This is a genomic window from Gordonia malaquae NBRC 108250 (genome assembly GCF_000344135.1).
Classification (GTDB): domain Bacteria; phylum Actinomycetota; class Actinomycetes; order Mycobacteriales; family Mycobacteriaceae; genus Gordonia; species Gordonia malaquae.
Genome location: NZ_BAOP01000001.1, coordinates 1 through 19,264 on the forward strand (window position 1 = coordinate 1; position 19,264 = coordinate 19,264).

Consider the following 19,264-nt stretch of genomic DNA (forward strand, 5'->3'; position numbering starts at 1 on the left):
ATTCCCTCGGTGTTCGATCTCAGTACTGACTTTTGAGGGCCCGCCAGAATCGAGGTTCAGGCCAGTCCTGCGTCGTGCAGGAGAATCGCCACTTGGACGCGGTTGGACGCACCGAGCTTGGCGAAGATGTGAGAGATGTGGGCTTTGACTGTCGGGACGCTCATGTACAGCTCAGCGCCGATCTCGGCGTTGGACGCGCCCTTCGCGAGGCAGATCGCGACGTCGCGCTCGCGCTCGGTGAGTTCCCCGATCGCTTTCTCGGCACGGCCTGCCTTGTCGTCCCCGCGTCCGTCGACGACTTGTTTGATCAGGGCGGCTGTCACCGACGGGCTCAGTGCGGGCTGCCCCGACAGGACGTTGTTGATCGCCGTGACGATGTCCCGAGGCGGCGTGTCCTTCAGCAAGAACCCGTCGGCGCCGACGGCCAGCGCCCGCACGACGTAGTCGTCTGCGTCGAACGTGGTCAGGACGATCACGGCGGGAGGGTCGAGCAACTTCTTGAACTCCGATGTCGCCGCGATCCCGTCCAGAACGGGCATCCGCAAGTCCATGAGGACCAGATCAACCGGGTCGGCCGAGTACAACTCCAGCGCTTCACGTCCGTCACCCGCTTCGGCGACGATCTCGAAGGCCGATCCGCCGAGCATCAGCCGCAGACCCGACCGGACGAGCGGATCGTCGTCGACGAGCATGATTCGGCTGGCGACCTCGGCTGTACTCACCCCTGCCACGGTAGCCACACCCTCAGTTCGAATGCTCGGTCGGCCGTCCGTGTCGACTGCTTTCCGCCGTGCAATGCGACACGCTCGGCCAGACCGACGAGCCCGAAGCCCGACTCCGGCACGGCGACGGCCGCCAGCGACAGCGGGTTCACCACCCGCAGGTCGATGCCGTCGCCGACTCCTCCTGAGATCGCGATGCGGACTCGGCTCGCAGGCGCGTGTTTGCGCGCGTTGGTCAGCGCCTCCTGCACACAGCGGTAGAGCGTTCGTCCGAGTGCCGGCGGCAGATCAACCAGGTCGGCGTCGCAGTCGACGTCGATTCGCATACCCGACCGGCGGTTCTCCTCGATCAGTTCCTGCACGTCGAGGACGGTGGCCTGAGGCGGCTCAGGGTCTGCGTCGCCAGGGCCGTCGCGGAGGACACCCAGCACCTCGCGCAACTCCGTGAGCGCGAGGTGCGACATCTCCTGGATGGTCTGCGCCGTCTCTCGAACCTGCTCGGGCGACAAGTCGTCGCGGAACGCGAGGGCTCCGGCGTGCATGCTCACCGTGGATATCCGGTGCGCGAGGACGTCGTGCATCTCGCGCGCGATCCTGGCGCGCTCCCCCACCTGGGCCTCACGCACTCTCGAGTGCTGCTCGGCCTCGGCCAGCGTCGCACGCAGCCGCAGGCTCGCAAGCAGTTCGCGCCGCGAACCGACGTACATGCCCCACGCGATGACCAGACCGATCGCCACACTGATGAACCCGATGTCGACGAGGGTGGTCGGCGGCTCGCCGGGTGTCTTCAGGAGGTACTCCGAGGCGGCCGCGCTCCCGACTGTCAATACGAGCTGAGGGACGATCTCCCGCCACCTGCGGCGGGTGGCAAGCGACACGAGCGCAAGAGCGGCCGGACCCGCTGCCGTCGACGACACGATCCCCGCCAGGTTGGTGAAGGTCGCGACCGCGACGGGATGTGTGCGCCGCGCGGCGAAAGTCGCGGCGAAGGCCATCGCACCGATCAAGATGTCTGCAGCGAACGCCCACCGCCGGTTCTCCCAGAGGTACTCCATGCGCGGCGCCCACGTCACTCCCGAGATGATCAAGACCAAGAGCACACGCCACGTGTGACTCCACCAGTTCAACGTCGGCTGATAGTCCTCTGGGCGCACGACTGCCAGGCTATCCCCGCCCATCGACCTCGCGCGCCGTCCGGCGGTCGAGAAGCGTCTCATACTTTCGGATGAGACGACTCGATCCCGTAGATGGATGTGGTCGCGTCTCGGACCGACAAGTATTGAAGCCATGATCGAAGTGAAGAACCTCTCGAAGCGCTACGGCGATTTCGTCGCCGTCGACGATGTGTCGTTCACCTGCAAGCCGGGTCGTGTCACCGGCTTCCTCGGACCGAACGGCGCGGGCAAGTCGACGACGATGCGCATCATCACCGGCCTCACACCCGCAGGCGCCGGAACCGCCACCATCAACGGTGTCGCCTACCACGACATCCCGAACCCGTCGACGCACGTCGGCGTCCTGCTCGACGCGTCGGCGCAGCACGCCGGACGCACCGGAGCGGAGATCCTCCGACTCTCGGCCATGACCATCGGCGCACCGCTGTCGCGTGTCGACGAAGCGCTCGCCATGGTGAGCCTCACTCAGGAGGAGGCGAGCCGCCGCGTCCGCAACTACTCGCTCGGCATGCGTCAGCGCCTCGGCATCGCGAACGCACTGATCGGCGACCCGCAGGTCCTCATCCTCGACGAGCCCGCCAACGGGCTCGACCCGGCAGGCATCCACTGGATGCGCACCCTGCTCCGCGAGTACGCGGACCGCGGCGGCGCAGTGCTCCTGTCGTCGCACCTGCTGCACGAGATCGAGATCATCGCCGACGACCTGGTTGTCATCGGCCACGGCCGCATCGTCGCGCAGGGCACCAAGGAGGAACTGCTCGCGGGCACCGGCGCCGTGGTCCGCGGCGCGGACCGCAATCACCTCGGCACCGCTCTCCAGGCCTCGGGTGTCGCGTTCCACGACCGCCAGGACGGCGGTTTCGCCGTCGAGCAGACGCCCGAGGTGGTCGGCAAGATCGCCCTCGACGCCGGCGTCCACCTCGTTGAACTGCGCGGCGGCGACGGTGCCCGCCTGGAGGAGATGTTCCTCCAGCTCACCCAGCAGACCCAGCGCGAACAGCCCAGCACACAGGGAGTCCAGTGATGTCCGTTGCCGCAGCCCCCGCCCCCGTCACCGGCGGCTCGGGGATCCCCCTGTCCCGTCTCGTCAAGGTTGAGCTCCGCAAGCTCGTCGACACCCGTGCCAGCTTCTGGCTGTCGATCTCGATCGCGGTGATCGCGGCGATCATCGCCGTGGTCGTGCTCATCGTCGGAAGCAGTCACCCGGAAGACGTGACGTTCGACAACCTCTTCAACCTCATGACGGCGCCCATGGCATTTCTGCTGCCCGTCATGGCGATCCTCCTGGTGACGAGCGAGTGGAGCCAGCGGAACGCGCTGACGACGTTCACGATGGAGCCTCGGCGCGAACGGATCGTCGCCGCGAAGTTCGTCGCTGTGATGCTCGCGGCCGTCGCCGCTGTTGTAGTAGCGCTTGTGCTCGGTGCAGTCGCCAACCTGATCGGCGGGCTCATCTACGGCGATCCCGCCGGATCGTGGGAGATCACCGGAGTCTCGCTGTTCGCAGGAATCCTCGGAATGCTGATCGGCGTACTCATGGGCTTCGCGTTCGCGGCGCTCTTCCTGAACACGCCTGCAGCGATCGTCGTCTACTTCATCGTTCCGACGGTCCTTCAGATCATCGGCGGAGTGATCCCGTGGTTCCGTGAGAATCTGCTCGACTGGATCGACGTCAACACCGCTCAGATGCCTCTGCTTGAGGGCGACTGGCCGACCGGTTCGGAGTGGATGCACATCGTCGTCGCGTGCATCATCTGGATCGTCCTGCCCCTGGCTTTCGGTGTGAACCGAATCATGCGTTCAGAGATCAAGTGACTGTGGGGGTCATCTGATCTGGAAACACTGAACGCCCGCAGACGAGCGGCGCACCCTGATCTCCCGGGGTGCGCCGCTCGTCTGTCTTGTCAGTGTGCGACGTCGTAGCGGTCGACGTCGAACGCCTTCGTGGCCTTCCGGTACGCGAAGGTGAACCCAGGCCAGTTCTGGGTGTTCTTGCCGTCGGCCGTCGTGTACCAGCCGTGACAGCCGTCGGCCCACACGGACTTGGCCAGGCGATTCTGCAGAGTGTCGTTGAACTGGGACTGGACGTCGCGGCGGACGCTCATCGAACGCGCTCCGCTGCGGGCAAGGGCGTCGACAGCCCCCGTGACGTATGAGAACTGCGACTCGAGCATGTAGACGATCGAATTGTGCGACAGGTTCGTGTTGGGCCCGTACAGCATGAAGAAGTTCGGGAAGCCGCTCACGCTGAGGCCGAGGTATGCGTGCGCACCGTCGCGCCACTCGTCGTTGAGGTCGACGCCGCCCGAACCGGTGATCGTCATCGGCGCGAGGAACTCGGTGGCCGCGAATCCCGTGCCGAGGATGATCGCGTCCACCTCGTGCAGTTCGCCGTCGGCGGTGACAACCCCGTTCGGCTCGATCCGCTCGATGGATTCGGTGACGACGTCGACGTTCGGCCTGGTCAGCGCCGGGTAGTAGTCGTTCGACATGAGGATCCGCTTGCAGCCCATCGGATCGGTCGGGGTCAGTTTGGCCCTCAGGTCCGGGTCGACGACCTGGCGGTTCATCATTCGTTCGTACCGCTTCTCGTACGGCTTGATCAGTCGGTTGAAGCCCATGAACGCCAACGCCCGGGGCTCGAGTGTCGCGTACGTCGCCCACCTGGACGCCCGCAACAATCCGGGAACAGTGCGGAACGCGTGCACTGCACCGCGCGCGTACGGATAGTCGGGCTTGGGCAGGACGTGCGGCGCACTGCGCTGAAACAGCTCGACCTCGGCAGCCTTCGCGGCGACGTGCGGAACGAACTGGACGGCAGACGCGCCGGTGCCGATGACTGCGACCCGCTTGCCGTTCAGGTCGTAGTCGTGGTCCCACGTCGCCGAGTGGAACATCTCGCCTGCAAAGTCGTCGAGGCCGTCGATCCGCGGATAGGCCGGGCGACTGAGTTGGCCGGTCGCCGCGATCAGGACGTCGGCCCGATGCCGTCTGCCACCGGAGAGTTCGAGAACCCACTGCCCGGCGTCGTCGTCGAAGGCAGCCGACATGACTTCGGTGTGGAATCGGATGTGTCGACGAACGTCGAGCCGGTCGGCGCAGTCCTCGAGGTACGCGAGGATCTCCTGCTGGCCCGCGAATCGCCTCGACCAGTCGGGTTTCATCGCGAACGAGAACGAGTACAGATGCGAGGGGACGTCGCATTCGGCGCCGGGGTACTCGTTCTCGCGCCACACGCCGCCGACGCCGTCGGCCTTCTCGAAGATCACGATGTCGTCGTGCCCGTCGGCTTTGAGGGTCGCGGCCATGCCGATGCCGCCGAATCCGGTGCCGATGATCGCGATCGACGGTGACGTTCCGTGTGCCACGTGCCTTGCCTCCCGATGTGGTGTGTGCACCATCACGCTATAGCGGACCACGGGCTGGGCAGGAGGTGCCCGACGGCACCATTGTTACTCGTTTCGGCAATCAGGTCCGCGACCGGCGGAACTCGGCAGGTCCTGCGCCGGTCCACCGGCGGAACGCCTGCGAGAAGCTCGACACCTCGACGTAGCCGAGCCTCTGTGCGGTCTCCCCCACCGTCAGTTGCCCCGACAGCAGCATCTCCTCGGCCAATCGGTGCCGCATCTCCTGCAACAGGTTGCGGTACGACGTCCCCTCGGCGGCGAGTCGATGCCGTAGCGTCCGCGGGCTCATCGCAAGAGTGCGTGCCGCGGCGTCCGCCGTCGGCGGATGTGCGGGATCGTCCGACAGCATGTCGAGCACTCGTCCGGCCAGCCCCGACCGCGCGGCCCTCGACCTCAGGATCTCTCGGCACTGCGCCTGAGCGAGCGCCGCGGCGTGGGTGTCTGCACGTGGAAGCGGTTCGTCGAGGTGCGCGTTCGCCATCGAGATCGCGGTCTCGCGAGCACCGAAGTCCGGCAGCACACCGAACGCCGCCCGGTACGCAGTGTTGTCGGCCGGTTCGTCGAATCCGATCCGGACGGCGGGCTCGGGTCCGCCGGTGAGATCTCGGTGAATCGCACAGACTGCGGCCGCGTCACGTTCGATCACGAACCGCCGCAACCGTTCGGGGACGTCGGGTGCGGTGAGGATCAGTTCCACACCGTCGGACGTCTCAACCTGCGTGATCCGGGAGAACACAAACGTCAGGTCGAGGAACCGGAGTCCCACGTCGATCGCACTGCGCAACGTGGGGCTGCTGAGGAGTGCGAACCCGAACATTCCATACGTCGTCAGCTGATAACGCATGCCCGCTGTGACGCCCAGTCCGGTCGGATCGTCGACCGCGTCGACGAGATTCGTGATCACGGCGAGTTCCTGCCGGGGCGACACCTCGGCATCCGGTCGACCGAGCTCGGCAGCATCCAGCCCAGTGCCCGCCAAGCACGCGCTCGGCTCGACGCCGGAAGCCTCCGCAAGCCCCAGGAGCAGGACGACGCCCGCCGCCGACCTCGGAATACTCCAGTCCACGTCGGTCAGTGCAGCGTCTTGTCGACCGCGTCGTGCGCCGTTCCGGTGCGCGACCAGACGGCGTATCCGATGCCGACGAGCGAGAACCACACCGCGCCGACCAGGAGCGCGATGCGCCCGTCCTCGTCGAAGAACAGCAGCACCACGACGAGTGCCAAGAACACCAAGGTCCCCCACGTCGAGTACGGGGCGAAGGGAACCTTGTAATCCGATTCCGGGAGCAGGCCGGCAGCCACCTTTCGGCGGAACATCATCTGGCAGATGATGATCGTCGCCCACACCACGATGATGCCGACGGTCGACACCGCGGTGATGTAGGCGAACGCGTGCTCTGGGTCGATCACGTTCACGACCACACCGAGCGCCATGACAACAGCGCTCAGGACGATCCCGGCCAGGGGGACCTGCCGGCTCGACAGCTTCTGTAGACCGGTCGGGGCATCGCCGCGCTGAGCCAACGATCGGACCATTCGACCAGTCGAGTAGATGCCCGAGTTGCACGACGACAACGCGGCGGTCAGGAGGATGAAGTTGACGATGCCGGCCGCGCCGGGGATCCCGATGTACTGGAAGACGGCGACGAACGGACTCTCACCGGCGTGGAAGTCTTTCCAGCTCCGGACCGACAGGATCACGATCAGCGAGCCGACGTAGAAGATGCCGATGCGGAAGGGGACCGAGTTGATGGCCTTGCGGAGGGTGACACGCGGGTTCTCCGCTTCACCCGCGGTGACTCCGACCAGTTCAACACCGACATACGCGAACATGACGATCTGCAGACTGAGCAGCGCGTTGGTGAATCCGGTCGCGAAGAACCCGCCGCTGTTCCAGAGATTGGTGACCGACGGCCCGACATCGGGTCCGAGACCGGCGATGGGCAGGAGCACTCCGATGCCAATGATGATCATGCCGAGGATGGCCGTCACCTTGATCGCGGAGAAACAGAACTCGGCACGACCGAACAGCCCGACGGAGATCAGGTTGGCTCCGAACAGCACGATCAACGCGACAAGCGCCGTCACCCAGACTGGAATCGCAGGCCACCAGTAGTTGACGTATTTGCCCGCGACGGTGATCTCGGCCATGCACGTGGTGGTCCAGACCGCCCAGTAGGTCCATCCCTGACTGAAGCCTGCGAAGCGTCCGAGGAACTCGTCCGCGTATTCGCTGATGCCGCCCGACACGGGTCGGTAGATGATCAATTCGCCGAGCGCTCGCATCACGATGAAGACCGCCAGACCCGCGACGGCGTACGCGAGGATCAGCGCGGGACCAGCCTTCTCGATGGCGCCGCCCGCCCCGTAGAACAGGCCCGTACCGATCGCGCCGCCGATGGCGATCATCTGGACGGTGCGAGAGGTCAGTCCCCGCTGGTAGCCCTCGTCGACGGTGGAGTCGTCGTACTTGGTGGTCGTGGTCATCGATGTCCTTCCGCGCAGGCTCAGCGTGCAGCGCGAGTGAATCTACTCGCTGACGATGTTGCGCCCGTCACTCCCCATGCCGAGCGACCGTTTCGTCTAGCCTCGGCTGTAGTTGTAGTCCAGACATATGACGGGGGTGTTTCATGGCGGCAGAAGCATGGCGAGGAACGGTGGCGGCCAAACGACGGGCACTGCTCGACGGCTCGTCGCTGTACCGGAGGCTGACCGTCGACCTGGACGGTGGGGGACGCCTCAAAGTGCGAGTTCCGCGAGAATTGTGGGACTCCCTCGAAGTGGGCGATGTGGTGGTCAAGTCCGCAGGTCACGACCCGGTCAAAGGCTGACCCCGGAGCTAGAGTGTCAGGTGTGTCGGGGGAAGTGATCGTCTACGCGTCCATATCCACGTGGGAGTACGGCTGCTGCGGCGACGTCCCCCAACCCGGGGCGCGCATCGACGGCACCCTCGAAGCCGTCCCAGCACGCAATGGCGACAGGTTCACGCCGACCAGTCAGTTCACGTGGAATCGTGAACTCGAACTTGTGCAGTTCACTGGCTGGTCCGCGCGGTGGAATCCTTCCGACGGCGACCCGACTGCGCAGCCGATCGACGTGTATCTCTCGTGGCACCCATTGTCCGAACTGGTGACGCCCACGGTCACCGGGACCGTCGTCACGGCTCACGAGATTCGTAACGCACCGGACGGTTCGGGCGGCTACACGTATACGCAGGTCGATACGCTTCCTCGGTTTCCCGACATGCACGGCACGCCGGAGTCTGTCATCGGAGTCATTGTCGGATTCATCCCCGACTCGTTCAGCGAACCGACTGCTGACGACTTGGCGCTTGCGCACGCCGCTGCCGAACGGGGGACGAGGACGGTTCAACTCACAGGTCCGGCCGCAGCGTTCGGCGTCACCGTTCCACACGCATACTCTCGCCTGACGATCGACCTCGACGCCGACGGCCTGGAGCGTTCCGGGGCGGGGAGCCGAGTGTCGGGCGTGGTCAGCGGAGACACTCGCCAGGTCAGCCGGGTATTGAGGAACGAGAAGAATGACCTGTACACGGGCTTCGGCCGCGCGCCAGAAGGCGAATCCACGTCGGATCTCGACGAGACCCTCTACGTCGTCCTCACCATCGACTCGGAGCACTTCTGACCGTTCACAACTACTCGCCTCGAGCCTGATCCCCGAATTCGGATCGGTCGACGGACCGGACGAACTCGTCGACGTCGCGCCGCGTGCGCAGGCGGTGGAAGTCGAGGTGCGCGTGCGCCGGATCAGACATCGCCGCCGCATAACGCACGCGGGTGCGCGAGTACGAGTCCCACGCCCACCGGACGATCGACTCATCGCCGCGCCAGAAGGCCAGGCCGCCCCACCCTTCGCGATTTCCGTTCCACAGCTCGTGCCGCGTCGCAGCCCTGCACACGGTCCTGCTGACCGACTGCCACATGACCCGCCATCGAGGCGGGTCGATCCACACGACGGTGTCGGCACGTTCCCACACGAGGCGTCCGACAACACTCTGGTAGTTCCCGTCGACCACCCAGGCGTCCGGGGCGATCGCAAGTCGCACGTCGTCCTGGAAGGCGTCGGGGTCGGCCTGGGTCCAGTCCGGTCCCCAGAACACCGCGTCGAACTCGATGTAGGGAACTTCCAGGGCCTTGGCGAGCCGCCGCGCGGCGGTCGACTTCCCGGACCCCGATCCTCCGACGACCGACACTCTCCTCACCAGAGAACCGTATCGAAACCGGTCACCACTCGAGCTTGAGGCCGACGTGGTCGGATCGGAAGCCCGCCCGCGCGTAGAAGGCCCGCGCCCGGTCGCGCGCCTCGTCGGTGGCCACCTGCACGAGGCGGGCGCCGTGGGCGCTTCCATGTGCTCGAGCCCAGTCGAGCATCGCCGAACCGAGACCTTTGGACCGCTCAGCCTGAGCAACCCTCAGCCCCTCGATCTGCAGCCGAGTGGTCCCTCCTCGGGACAGTCCGGGAATCACCGTAAGCTGCATCGTCGCGACGATCTGGTCGCCGTCTCGCACCACGGCCAAGTAGTGTGCGCTGTCGCGGGCGACGACGTCGAACGCCGCCTCGTACTGCTCGACCTCGGCGTCCTCCCTGGTCCGACCGATCTCGTCGTCGGCGAGCAACGCGACGATGGCGGGGACGTCGGCACGGACGGCTCGCTGGACGCGGAGAGTCCTGTCCCCGAGGTGCAGCACGTCTCCCGCGGAGGAGTGAGCGCTGTGCCGTAGTCGCGCGACGAGCGCGTCGAGCCAGCCGCCGACACCGGCCCTGGCCTCGTCTGTGTCGGGGTATCGGCAACGCAGGTGGAGACCGGAGTCGTCGAGAATGAACCAGAGCATCACCCCGTCGGTCGCGATCACGGCGCCCACGTACTGGGCGTCGATGCTCGTCGAGTCGACCCGGACGGGAAGCCGACGCAGATCGAGCCAGGAGATCGCGAACATGCCGGGGGCCTCCGGCATGTCCCCACCCCACGGTTCGAGGACGTCTTTCAACGGCCACGACCCGAGTCGGACGGCTTCACGGACCGCTGCCGCCGCGGCAGACGGCCCCGGGTCGTCCGACGAGATCACGGAGTTGGTGATGAACCAGCCGACCGACTCGTGCCACGAGGAGTCGTAGCGGCTGTGCACCGGAAAGACTGCGCGCAGCGGCGAGCCCGCGAGTTCCTGCGTCACCGCGGTCATCGCCGACACGGCGAGCGACAGTGTCGACACTCCGTCGTCGCGTGCCTGCGCCGAGAACGCGGCGCTCTCGTCGACGTCGAACACGTCGCGGACTTCCACCCGCTCGGAGTGCATGACCGGCGAGCCGAGCGGCAACGGGAAGCGCGGCATCGTCCCACCGCTGTCGGACAGGATCTGCGCCCAACGCTCACGAACGTCGTCCGGTGCTGCCGGACGGTCCATCAATGCGCGCGTGTGGTCGACGAACGCCGGTGCGACGTCGTGTGAATGTCCGCCGAGTGACGCCAACAGGTCACGGACGATCACCAGCATCGACCACATGTCGACGTGCGAGTGGTCTGCGGCGACGACAACAGTCGGTCCGGTCGCCGTCTCGAGGACGCACATCCGGTGTGACGGGCGGGAGTAGGGCGTGCAGTATTCGTCGAACACCGCTCGGAGCACCTCGTTGACTGCTTGGCCCGCACCTATCCGATGCTCAACCCAGTCTCCGGCCCCGACCTCGACCTCATGCAGGTGCGGCCCGTCGGCTCCCGGAACGAACACCGACCGCAGCGTGCCGTGACGTGCGATCACGTCGAGCCACGCTGCCGCGAGGTCATCTCGAGGCACACGGCTCGACAGGCGGAACGACAATGCCATCCACGAGCCGGGGCGTTCGCCCGCGCCGACGTGCCGGCGCTGATCGAACGAGACCGGCAACTCGGGTCCGGGGTCGGACACGGCGACGTCGTAGCCGAACAGCCGCCCGAACGGTAGCCGGAGGTGCCCGATGTTCGTGAGCCTCATGGCGCTACGCTACCCATCATCTCCATGCCCGCAACTCGAGGAGGACTCCATGCCGACATTCCAGGTTCCGGGCGCAGACCTCGACGTTTCGTTCAGTGATGAGCACGGCAGACCCGTCGTCCAACTGCACGGCCTCACGTCGAGCAGGGCACGAGACCGGAGCCTCGGCTTGGATCTGGGGCGGGGGCTGAGCGGTACGCGACTCCTGCGGTACGACGCTCGCGCTCACGGGCGGTCCACCGGGCGAGCGGTCCCCGACGACTACCGCTGGCCTGCACTGGCATCGGATCTGCTGCGCCTGCTCGACAAGTGGTTCCCGGGAGAGCGCGTGCACGGAGTCGGCCCGTCGATGGGCACGGGAACACTGCTCCACGCCGCCGCCATCGATCCCGAGAGGTTCTCCGGTCTGACGTTGATGATTCCGCCGACAGCATGGGACACCCGGTCGGCGATCGCCGACGACTACCGCGCGGCGGCCGACCGTATCGAAGCCGACGGAATCGACGCGTTCATCGTGGCCGGACGCGCGGTCCCCCAGCCGCCTGCTCTGGTCGGGGTCGACGAGACCGTTCCCGACGTCCGCGCCGACCTGCTCCCGGCGGTGTTCCGCGGCGCCGCGCTGAGCGACCTGCCCGCGCCGGAGAGCATCGCGGAGATCTCGGTCCCGACGTCGATTCTCGCGTGGATCGACGATCCGGGACACCCCCTGTCGACGGCACACGCACTCGCCGACCTGCTTCCGTCAGCGACGTTGAGCGTTGCGCACACACCGACGGACCTGGCTCAGTGGCCTGTCCGACTGCACGACCAGGTGACTGCCTAAGCAGCGATCGTGGCATACCCCGGGGTCATGACGCCGCCCGCGGAGCCGAGTGTCAGGACGACCTGCCCACGGCCGGTCACGAGACGGACCTGCGGAACGTGACCGTTGAGTCCTCCGGAGAGCCTCGCCGATCCGGTCCGACCGGTCGACAGGTTGATCCACGACACGGACGCCCTCGGTATGCACCCCCAGCGGTCGCGTCTTGTCCCGGTGACGGTGACGACTCCGGCGCCGTCCCGGACCAGCCCACAACGGATCGGCGGAACGTCCAAACTGCCGTTCGGATTGCCGAACGGCGCGGGTTGGATCTGGAAAGGCATGACCGGTACCGCCTGCGCCGGTGCGGGCGCCAGTGCAACGGCGCCCAGAGCAACCGCGCCGACGGTGACTCCTCGAATGATTCCGTTCACGACCGTATCCCCTCGATGTCGGTCCCGACCTCATCCCAGCCTACGACTGCTTCAGCCATGCGTCATCCGTTTGTCCTAAAGGACCTTCTTGACGACGCTCGACTTGAGCTGCATCTTCCCGAATCCGGGGACCGTCGCATCGATGTCGTGGTCGCCGACTCCGTCGGTGATCAAGCGGATGGCACGAACCTTGGTGCCGACTTTGATGACGCCGCCACCGCCGCCCTTGACCTTCATGGTCTTGACGATGGTCACCGTGTCGCCGTCGACGAGAATGTTGCCGACAGCGTCGGTGACCTCGGTCACCGTCTCCCCGTCACCGTCTGCAGTGGCATCGGCGGAATACTCGTGGGCACACATCCCGCACACGAGAAGCGCACCCTGCTCATAGCTGAACGCTTCGCCACAAGCGGGACACGGAGGCAGTTCGTCAGACATCGTCCACTCCTTCTGTGCTGTCGACCGGCGGACATGCACCCAGGGAGACTACTGCCTTCCGGCCGATAGGCTGTCTTCCATGCCGTTCACCGGATTCCCCGAAGCCGCGCTCGACTTCTACGACGACCTCGAACTCGACAACTCGAAGTCGTACTGGGACGCACATCGAGAGACCTATCGAACCGCGGTTGCGGAACCGATGGCGGCACTCACCGAGGAGCTCGCGGACGAATTCGGCGTGGCGAAGATCTTTCGCCCGAATCGGGACGTGCGCTTCTCGAAAGACAAGTCGCCGTACAAGACCCACCAAGGCGCATACGTCGCGGTGGCCCCGTCGACCGGGTACTACGTGCAGATCAGCGCGCCGGGACTGCGGGTCGGGGCAGGCTTCTACGAGGCCTCTCCGACGAGACTGACCGCCATCCGCAAGTCGATCGATCACGACCGGCACGGGCGCGAGTTGGAGAGGATCGTCGCAAAGCTGAAGAAGAGCGGATGGGAGTTCGGCGGCGACACCCTCAAAACTGCTCCGCGCGGGTGGGACAAGGACCACCCCCGAATCCAGCTGCTCCGCCACAAGACGATGAGCGTGATGCGCGACTACGGATTCGACGAAGTGATTCACACACCGGAACTCGTCGAGAAGATTCGAGTGCACTGGCGGGAGACGAAACCCCTCCTCGACTGGCTCGTCGCACACGGCGACGTGTAGCGCCCGGTCAGCGTGCGGCAACCCTCTCCTGCAGGATGCGGATCGTCGAACCCACCACACCTTGCGTGAGGAGCCCCGGACCGAGAGGACCTGACGAGTTCTCCCCGAGCGCAGGCAATGTCGCGAGCACCGCGCATTGGTCGACTGTGAGCCGGCTCAGCTGCCAGTCGATCTCCACGTCGACCCGTGCCGCGTCACCCGGTTCGGCCAGGCTCACAGCCTTGGCCGCGTAACCCGCCGCCCCAAACGCGTGTGCACCCATGTGCGCGACCGCCGACGCTTGCGCGACGGCCCGCGCGGCCGCCGCGCCCGCTGGAGTCGACGCCGTTCCGGCCACTTTGACAGCAACCATGCGGAGAGCGATCTCCTCTGCCGCGGTCCGACTCCCGGCGGCATAGGCGTGAGTCCGTCCGACGGCGTCGGTCAACGCCGCTCGTCCGGTGTCGTCACCGTCGAACAGCGGCAGCACGCGCTCGGCACAGTCTGCCGCCCACGACGCCACCAGCCGTCGGTCATCGTCGCTGAGGGTCTGGATCGACGCCACGTTCACGAGGCCTCACGCATGATCCCGATGTGCCGGACGTGACCGGACAGTCCGGGCAGTTCCTTCACCGGCGACCATGTCGAGAGTCCGTCGTGGCTGTCCGAGTACAGGTATTTCCCCGTGGTGTACGCGTCGAGGAAGAGCCGCCACCCGCCGTCCGGGAGCTTCGCTACAGCAGGTCCTTCAACGAAGCTCCCCCAATTGCCAGGGGTGATGAAACGATACGGCCCTGTCAGCGACGACGCGACCGCGTGCTGCACGAACTTCTTGGTCTCGTTCTTGGTGAATGCGTGGTACGTCGATCCGACCTTCACCACTGTGGTGTCGATGTGGTCCGCGCCGATGCCGGCCAGCGGCACCGGAGGGCTCCAGAGCCGGAACGAGGAGTCGATCGCGGTCATCACGTACGGGACGAACCCGCCGCCGGTCGACAGGGACAGGATGACGCTCACGCGGCCACCCTCTACGAACCACTCCGGCGCCCACGCTTTGGTCGTGAAAGGCGACAAGGACGGGACGCTCTTCAGCAGGTCGCCGGTGCTCCCCAAACCTGGGACCGACGCGTGACCGTCGCCGGTGCCCGGCAGGAGGAAGCAGCAGAACGGCACGGGATAATCGGCGATCTTCGTCCAGTGGACGCGGTCGCTGCTGCGTGCGAACCCGATGTTCGCACCGTTGGCCGTCGTGTAGGTGATGTAGTACTCACCCGCTGCACTGCGGAAGATGCTGGGATCGCGGAGCCGTCCCGTCGGTGGGCGGTAGGCCGACTTCTGCAGCAGCGTGAAGTCGGTCGCGTCGCCGGACTCGTACACATCCATCACTCGGTCGGACGTGTTGCTGAACGCGACCATCGTGTACTTCCAGCCTGCGGCCTGACTGGTCGCAGGGAGCGCCGACAGCAGGCTGATCGCGATGAGCAGCGCCGTAGCGAGGGCAGTCGTGTTCCGAACGATTCGCGTCACCCGTCGTAGTATTCGCGATCGATGTCGATTCGGCCAGGCCCGAATCGTTACCGTTCGCGCGTGAGATCCTCGGCGAGCATCACGATGATGCCGCTCGGGCCGCGCAGATAGGTGAGTTTGTACACGTCCTGGTAGTTCGCGACACCACGCAGCGGATGGCACCCGTGCCGGGCCGCTATCGCCAGCGCATCGTCGATGTCGTCGACGGAGAACGCCACACGGTGCATGCCGATCTCGTTCGGCAGAGTCGGCGCAGTCGGGATCGCGTCGGGGTGGATGTACTCGAACAATTCGAGTCGCCCGTGCCCGTCGGGGGTCTGCAGCATTGCGATCCGCGCATGATTGCCGTCGAGCCCGACGGCGGTGTCGGCCCACTCCCCGCTCACTTCGTCGCGCCCCAGCAGCGCCAGGCCGAGGTCGGTGAAGAAGGCGACGGCGGCGTCGATGTCGTCCACGGCGATTCCGACGTTCTCGAACTTGATCGGCATGTCGACCACGGTACCGCCGAACCGTCCTCGGCTACCCTGCGATCATGGACGACGTACTGGACGCGGGACCGTTCTTCCACGGCACCAAGGCCGATCTGCCGGTGGGCGCCGCTCTGACGGCCGGACGACGCTCGAACTATCGTCCCGAGATCGTCATGAATCACATCTACTTCACCGCGCTCGTCGACGGCGCAGGCCTGGCCGCCGAGCTTGCCGCGGGCGACGGCGAACCCCGCGTCTACCTGGTCGAACCGACGGGCGACTTCGAGAACGACCCGAACGTCACGGACAAGAAGTTCCCCGGCAATCCGACTCGGTCGTACCGCAGCACCGACCCGTTGACCGTAGTCGACGAGGTGACCGACTGGCCTCGTCTATCGCCCGAAGCACTGCAGGCGTGGCGAGATCGGCTCGCCGAAGGCATCGCCGACGGAACGGCCCAGATCATCAACTAGGCGGTCAGCGATCACTCGGCGGATTCGCAGAATCTCAGTTCATTGCCGGACGGGTCGGTGAGCTGAATCGTCGGGCCGCCGGGAGCATCGCGATCGATCCCCGGGCGTAGTCGCCGATGCGGCCGCGTGCCGAGATCGGCATGGAAAGCGTCGGCGTCGACGATCGGGATCCACACGACGGATCCGGGCGTTCCGTCTCCATGGTGTTCAGACAAGTCGAGGACGGCGGAGCCTCGTCGGATTCGCATGTACAGCGGCAGGTCCGGCTCGAAACGGTGCTCCCACTGGACGTCGAACCGCAGATAGTCGACGTAGAACTCGCGTGCCGCCGCCTCGTCGAACATCCGGAGAACGGGCACCGGAGCACCGACACCGAGCGGTTCCCGCTTGTCGGTGCGGTACTTGTCCAACAGTTCTCGTGGCAGGTGGCACGAGTCGTCGGGGCAGCGCGCGAGCCGGTCCTGATGTTCGTCGGCGCTGCGCACATAGTTCGTGAGCGGCAGTACTTCGACTGCGATGAGCGCAGCGTCGTCGCGTGCGGTGATGAACGCCCGAGCGAGGTCGAGGTGCTCTGGATTCTCCGAGTACAGACCGGTGCGATACTTCTCCCCCACGTCCGGTCCCTGCCTGTTGACGCTGTACGGATCGATGATCTCGAACAGGTACGTCATCAGCCGGTCGACGCTCAACACGGCGGGGTCGATGCGAATCCGCACGCATTCGGCGTAACCGTCGTAGTCGCCGTGGAGCGAGTCGCTCGTGCCGTTGGCGCGACCGGCCTCCGTGAACACCACTCCCGGCAGAGTCTCGACGAACGCCTGCACTCCCCAGAGACATCCGCCCGCGACGTAGAGTTCCTCAGTCGCGGTGTCGTCCATACCCCGATGGTACGGCCGTGGCTTCGCCGATCACCCGATCGTGTAAACTATCCCCTGCCCGTTCGCGGCAAGAGTGGCCATGAATTCACGCGCCTGGCGCAGATACGAGAGCACGTACTGGGCCTCCCTGTCGCCGGGATCTCGATAGACCGGATGTGCACGAACATCGGCCGCCACATCCTCATCGTCGATCGCCGCGAGGTCGGCCGCGATCTCCTGCACTTCTGCCGCGCCCAAGGCCCGCTCGAACGGCAGGTACCCGTAGTCGGTATCGGTTACGGCCCCCTCGAACATCGCGAACGCCGGCCGCGACTGCATTCCGGGCTTCGGGCGCGTGAAGTTCTGGAGTGAGCGGAACGCCTTGTCGAGATCGAGCGTCGCCGGGTATTGACTACGTCGTACGGCGAGTGAGTCGCTCACCTGCTCGCTTGTGTACGCGTAGCCGACTGCATGTGCGAAATATCTGATTCCCATGCCTCCATGGTTCACCCGCGAACAGCCAAACCGCCTACAACGGACAACTTTGTGGATCAATCCGCCCCGCACACGCCTCTGTCCACAGGGCCGGACCCCAACCGGGTGCCTTGACCAACCCGTAGCGAATCGCCGACCGGATGCGATGGTGATAATGAGGCACATCACACCGATACGCCCAGAGGGGAGCCCACATGAGCATGAAGAAGATCGCCGTCGCGACTGGAATCGTTTCAGCCGCGTTGGCATCAACACTGGTCACAGCGCCGACTGCAGACGCGGCTTCGCGAATCATCTCAATCGGAAACAATTGCTATGGAGCAAATCCGAATTATGTCGGATTTCCGTTCTTCGGTGGAGCCAACGTCACTACCAACGCACCGTGGCCAGGCCAGATCACCATCAATTCCGACTCGAAAGACGTCCTTCCGTATACGACCTATACGACGGTCCGAGTCACCACGTTGAGCAATAACCACACTCAGACGTTCCGCCGCACCTGGCATCACACCATGGGCGACAACTCCGGCTACATGATCAGTGGAATTCGTGCCACAGGGCGTGTCAAGGTGACTATCAGCGCGATCAACGTCGGCATGTTCCAGACCCAGCGCGGTCCGACCTGCAGCGGAATCGTTCGCGTGTAATCACACCGAGGAGACGGAGTCAGGACAGGCGACCCGGGCGTCGTGTCGACGGCCCGGGTCACTGGTGCACTGATCCCGAGACACGTCAGTCGACAACGGACCGAACGATCTCGGTTATCCGCCGTTCAGTGTCTGCGTCAACGGTTTCGAAGAACCACGCAGCCGGCATGAGCAAGCCGTCGACGCCACCCGCGGACCGAAAGGGCACCTTCTCAGTGATCGCGAGGTTCAGTCGATCATCGTTCCGCAGGGTTACGAGTGCCGGTGTGCTCGCCGACAATGCGTACGCGGGCATCCCGTACCAGATCCGCGGCTTGAGTTCGGGCGCAGCCGCCATGATGACGGTGTGCACGTGCTGGACGATCGAACGCCTCGGTTCGTCCATCTTCGCGATCTTGTCGATGACCTGGGCGAGGTTCTTCTGGTCTTTCGACGACATGGCATGTCCTCTCACGTCGGCCGATGCGACACATCGGCACGCTGAAGTCGACGCAGATCAGTGCGCCGCACTCCATCCGGACATGTCCTGAGTGGCTCAAGCCTCTCCGAGATGATTCACGTGCTCGACACGTGGAAGTGCTGTCGGCGGCTAGTCGGCCGCCGATTCCAGGGTATCTGAGGGTTCCTCGAAACAGGCTTGAGACTTGACGGGGTCACACCGTGCTCTGCGGGTGCCTCGGGAGCCACGTGAGAAGCTCCGCGCCTAAGGTCCCGACAAGCTCGTCGCCCCAGATTGTCAACGTCTGTTGCCACGGGTGACCAAAAGTACCCCAACGCAGGTCCGCAGGCATATGTGCGTAGTAGTCACCGTTCGGGAACACCGGAACGAACATGCTCGCGTCTTGCAGGACATGTTCGGCCGGAGAGTACCGATACGTCTGGTGCTGCCAGTCGAGCGCAAGCAGTTCCTCGTCCTCGGCCAGCCAGATGAACGATCGCAGGGCCGCGGCGTTGATTGCTGTTTCGCCGGAGGCGAATCTCGGACCTTCATGGGCGAAGATCGGCGACAGATCCACCACGAGAGCACCGACCGGAAGTTCGATCGCTGGTGCGGTGCGCTCGTAGAAGTTCGGTGCGAAGGCGAACTGCCGGTCGAAGGGTTCCCACGTCGACTCGTAGTCGGACTCACGCCATATCAT

At 65.4% G+C, this 19,264-nt stretch carries 24 protein-coding genes; 8 read left to right on the forward strand and 16 right to left on the reverse strand.

The genetic code is table 11. The features are described from left to right. Positions 1 to 56: 56 nt before the first annotated feature. Both GM1_RS00005 and GM1_RS00010 read right to left on the reverse strand, forming a co-directional pair. Entirely contained in the window at positions 57 to 692 is a 636-nt protein-coding gene (locus tag GM1_RS00005; RefSeq protein ID WP_008375625.1) for a response regulator, read from the reverse strand. A 26-nt stretch (positions 693 to 718) separates the two neighbouring features. Then, positions 719 to 1,876: a sensor histidine kinase gene (locus tag GM1_RS00010; protein ID WP_040519147.1), complete on the reverse strand. Its 1,158-nt coding sequence runs from the start codon at positions 1,874 to 1,876 to the stop codon at positions 719 to 721. A gap of 133 nt (positions 1,877 to 2,009) precedes the next feature. Here GM1_RS00010 and GM1_RS00015 point away from each other — a divergent pair, with 133 nt between their 5' ends. Both GM1_RS00015 and GM1_RS00020 read left to right on the forward strand, forming a co-directional pair. Continuing rightward, entirely contained in the window at positions 2,010 to 2,921 is a 912-nt protein-coding gene (locus tag GM1_RS00015) for an ABC transporter ATP-binding protein (protein ID WP_008375629.1), read from the forward strand. After that, positions 2,921 to 3,712, forward strand: coding sequence for an ABC transporter permease (locus GM1_RS00020; protein WP_008375631.1), 792 nt, complete (start codon positions 2,921 to 2,923; stop codon positions 3,710 to 3,712). The genes GM1_RS00015 and GM1_RS00020 overlap by 1 nt, the downstream gene beginning before the upstream one ends. Positions 3,713 to 3,801: 89 nt before the next feature. On the opposite strand, the gene GM1_RS00025 is transcribed toward GM1_RS00020, so the two are convergent. The 3 genes from GM1_RS00025 to GM1_RS00035 all read right to left on the reverse strand — a co-directional run bounded on the left by GM1_RS00025 (position 3,802) and on the right by GM1_RS00035 (position 7,791). After that, positions 3,802 to 5,265 carry a flavin-containing monooxygenase gene (locus GM1_RS00025; protein WP_008375633.1) on the reverse strand — a complete coding sequence of 488 codons (1,464 nt, stop codon included), beginning with the start codon at positions 5,263 to 5,265 and terminating at the stop codon, positions 3,802 to 3,804. A gap of 100 nt (positions 5,266 to 5,365) precedes the next feature. Then, positions 5,366 to 6,370, reverse strand: a complete 1,005-nt coding sequence (locus GM1_RS00030) for an AraC family transcriptional regulator (RefSeq protein WP_217997932.1) — start codon at positions 6,368 to 6,370, stop codon at positions 5,366 to 5,368. 5 nt (positions 6,371 to 6,375) lie between these two features. Further along, positions 6,376 to 7,791 carry an amino acid permease gene (locus GM1_RS00035; protein ID WP_008375636.1) on the reverse strand — a complete coding sequence of 472 codons (1,416 nt, stop codon included), beginning with the start codon at positions 7,789 to 7,791 and terminating at the stop codon, positions 6,376 to 6,378. Between the two features lie 143 nt (positions 7,792 to 7,934). Here GM1_RS00035 and GM1_RS00040 point away from each other — a divergent pair, with 143 nt between their 5' ends. Continuing rightward, positions 7,935 to 8,135, forward strand: coding sequence for a DUF7489 domain-containing protein (locus GM1_RS00040; protein ID WP_008375638.1), 201 nt, complete (start codon positions 7,935 to 7,937; stop codon positions 8,133 to 8,135). 22 nt (positions 8,136 to 8,157) lie between these two features. Continuing rightward, positions 8,158 to 8,949 carry a hypothetical protein gene (locus GM1_RS21440; protein ID WP_157435686.1) on the forward strand — a complete coding sequence of 264 codons (792 nt, stop codon included), beginning with the start codon at positions 8,158 to 8,160 and terminating at the stop codon, positions 8,947 to 8,949. A 10-nt stretch (positions 8,950 to 8,959) separates the two neighbouring features. Here the strand turns inward: GM1_RS21440 and GM1_RS00050 are convergent, their stop codons facing one another. Together GM1_RS00050 and GM1_RS00055 are read right to left on the reverse strand one after the other, a co-directional pair. Further along, positions 8,960 to 9,526 (reverse strand): P-loop NTPase family protein, encoded by a 567-nt coding sequence (locus tag GM1_RS00050; protein WP_008375642.1) that lies wholly within the window; start codon positions 9,524 to 9,526, stop codon positions 8,960 to 8,962. Between the two features lie 22 nt (positions 9,527 to 9,548). Beyond that, on the reverse strand, positions 9,549 to 11,294 hold the full coding sequence (locus tag GM1_RS00055) for a GNAT family N-acetyltransferase (RefSeq protein ID WP_008375644.1): 1,746 nt from the start codon (positions 11,292 to 11,294) through the stop codon (positions 9,549 to 9,551). A 49-nt stretch (positions 11,295 to 11,343) separates the two neighbouring features. Here GM1_RS00055 and GM1_RS00060 point away from each other — a divergent pair, with 49 nt between their 5' ends. Continuing rightward, a complete protein-coding gene (locus tag GM1_RS00060) occupies positions 11,344 to 12,117 on the forward strand; it encodes an alpha/beta fold hydrolase (protein WP_008375646.1) in 774 nt (257 codons plus the stop codon). Here GM1_RS00060 and GM1_RS00065 read toward each other — a convergent pair. After that, positions 12,114 to 12,527, reverse strand: a complete 414-nt coding sequence (locus GM1_RS00065; RefSeq protein WP_008375648.1) for a hypothetical protein — start codon at positions 12,525 to 12,527, stop codon at positions 12,114 to 12,116. The two genes, GM1_RS00060 and GM1_RS00065, sit on opposite strands and share 4 nt — an antisense overlap. Before the next feature lie 75 nt (positions 12,528 to 12,602). Further along, positions 12,603 to 12,965 (reverse strand): zinc ribbon domain-containing protein YjdM, encoded by a 363-nt coding sequence (locus GM1_RS00070; RefSeq protein ID WP_008375649.1) that lies wholly within the window; start codon positions 12,963 to 12,965, stop codon positions 12,603 to 12,605. A gap of 79 nt (positions 12,966 to 13,044) precedes the next feature. Here GM1_RS00070 and GM1_RS00075 point away from each other — a divergent pair, with 79 nt between their 5' ends. After that, positions 13,045 to 13,677: a DUF2461 domain-containing protein gene (locus GM1_RS00075; protein WP_008375650.1), complete on the forward strand. Its 633-nt coding sequence runs from the start codon at positions 13,045 to 13,047 to the stop codon at positions 13,675 to 13,677. Between the two features lie 7 nt (positions 13,678 to 13,684). On the opposite strand, the gene GM1_RS00080 is transcribed toward GM1_RS00075, so the two are convergent. From GM1_RS00080 to GM1_RS00090, 3 genes are read right to left on the reverse strand one after another with little or no spacing between them, the layout of a single operon-like run. Next, on the reverse strand, positions 13,685 to 14,227 hold the full coding sequence (locus tag GM1_RS00080; protein ID WP_008375651.1) for a putative immunity protein: 543 nt from the start codon (positions 14,225 to 14,227) through the stop codon (positions 13,685 to 13,687). Next, positions 14,224 to 15,183 (reverse strand): glycoside hydrolase family 43 protein, encoded by a 960-nt coding sequence (locus GM1_RS00085; RefSeq protein ID WP_008375652.1) that lies wholly within the window; start codon positions 15,181 to 15,183, stop codon positions 14,224 to 14,226. The genes GM1_RS00080 and GM1_RS00085 overlap by 4 nt, the downstream gene beginning before the upstream one ends. 47 nt (positions 15,184 to 15,230) lie before the next feature. Then, complete coding sequence (locus tag GM1_RS00090; RefSeq protein WP_040519172.1) at positions 15,231 to 15,671, reverse strand: VOC family protein; 441 nt, start codon at positions 15,669 to 15,671, stop codon at positions 15,231 to 15,233. A gap of 44 nt (positions 15,672 to 15,715) precedes the next feature. Here GM1_RS00090 and arr point away from each other — a divergent pair, with 44 nt between their 5' ends. Then, entirely contained in the window at positions 15,716 to 16,126 is a 411-nt protein-coding gene (gene arr, locus GM1_RS00095; RefSeq protein ID WP_008375654.1) for an NAD(+)--rifampin ADP-ribosyltransferase, read from the forward strand. Between the two features lie 11 nt (positions 16,127 to 16,137). Here arr and GM1_RS23185 read toward each other — a convergent pair whose 3' ends face one another. Continuing rightward, a complete protein-coding gene (locus GM1_RS23185) occupies positions 16,138 to 17,004 on the reverse strand; it encodes a peptide-methionine (S)-S-oxide reductase (RefSeq protein WP_008375655.1) in 867 nt (288 codons plus the stop codon). 30 nt (positions 17,005 to 17,034) lie between these two features. Continuing rightward, the gene (locus GM1_RS22215) at positions 17,035 to 17,478 is read right to left on the reverse strand and encodes a DUF1877 family protein (protein ID WP_008375656.1); all 444 of its coding nucleotides are present in this window, start codon (positions 17,476 to 17,478) and stop codon (positions 17,035 to 17,037) included. 194 nt (positions 17,479 to 17,672) lie between these two features. Here GM1_RS22215 and GM1_RS00110 point away from each other — a divergent pair, with 194 nt between their 5' ends. After that, positions 17,673 to 18,125 (forward strand): hypothetical protein, encoded by a 453-nt coding sequence (locus GM1_RS00110; RefSeq protein WP_008375657.1) that lies wholly within the window; start codon positions 17,673 to 17,675, stop codon positions 18,123 to 18,125. A gap of 85 nt (positions 18,126 to 18,210) precedes the next feature. Here the strand turns inward: GM1_RS00110 and GM1_RS00115 are convergent, their stop codons facing one another. Beyond that, positions 18,211 to 18,564, reverse strand: a complete 354-nt coding sequence (locus tag GM1_RS00115) for a DUF1801 domain-containing protein (RefSeq protein ID WP_008375658.1) — start codon at positions 18,562 to 18,564, stop codon at positions 18,211 to 18,213. A 214-nt stretch (positions 18,565 to 18,778) separates the two neighbouring features. Next, complete coding sequence (locus GM1_RS00120) at positions 18,779 to 19,264, reverse strand: DUF2716 domain-containing protein (protein WP_008375659.1); 486 nt, start codon at positions 19,262 to 19,264, stop codon at positions 18,779 to 18,781.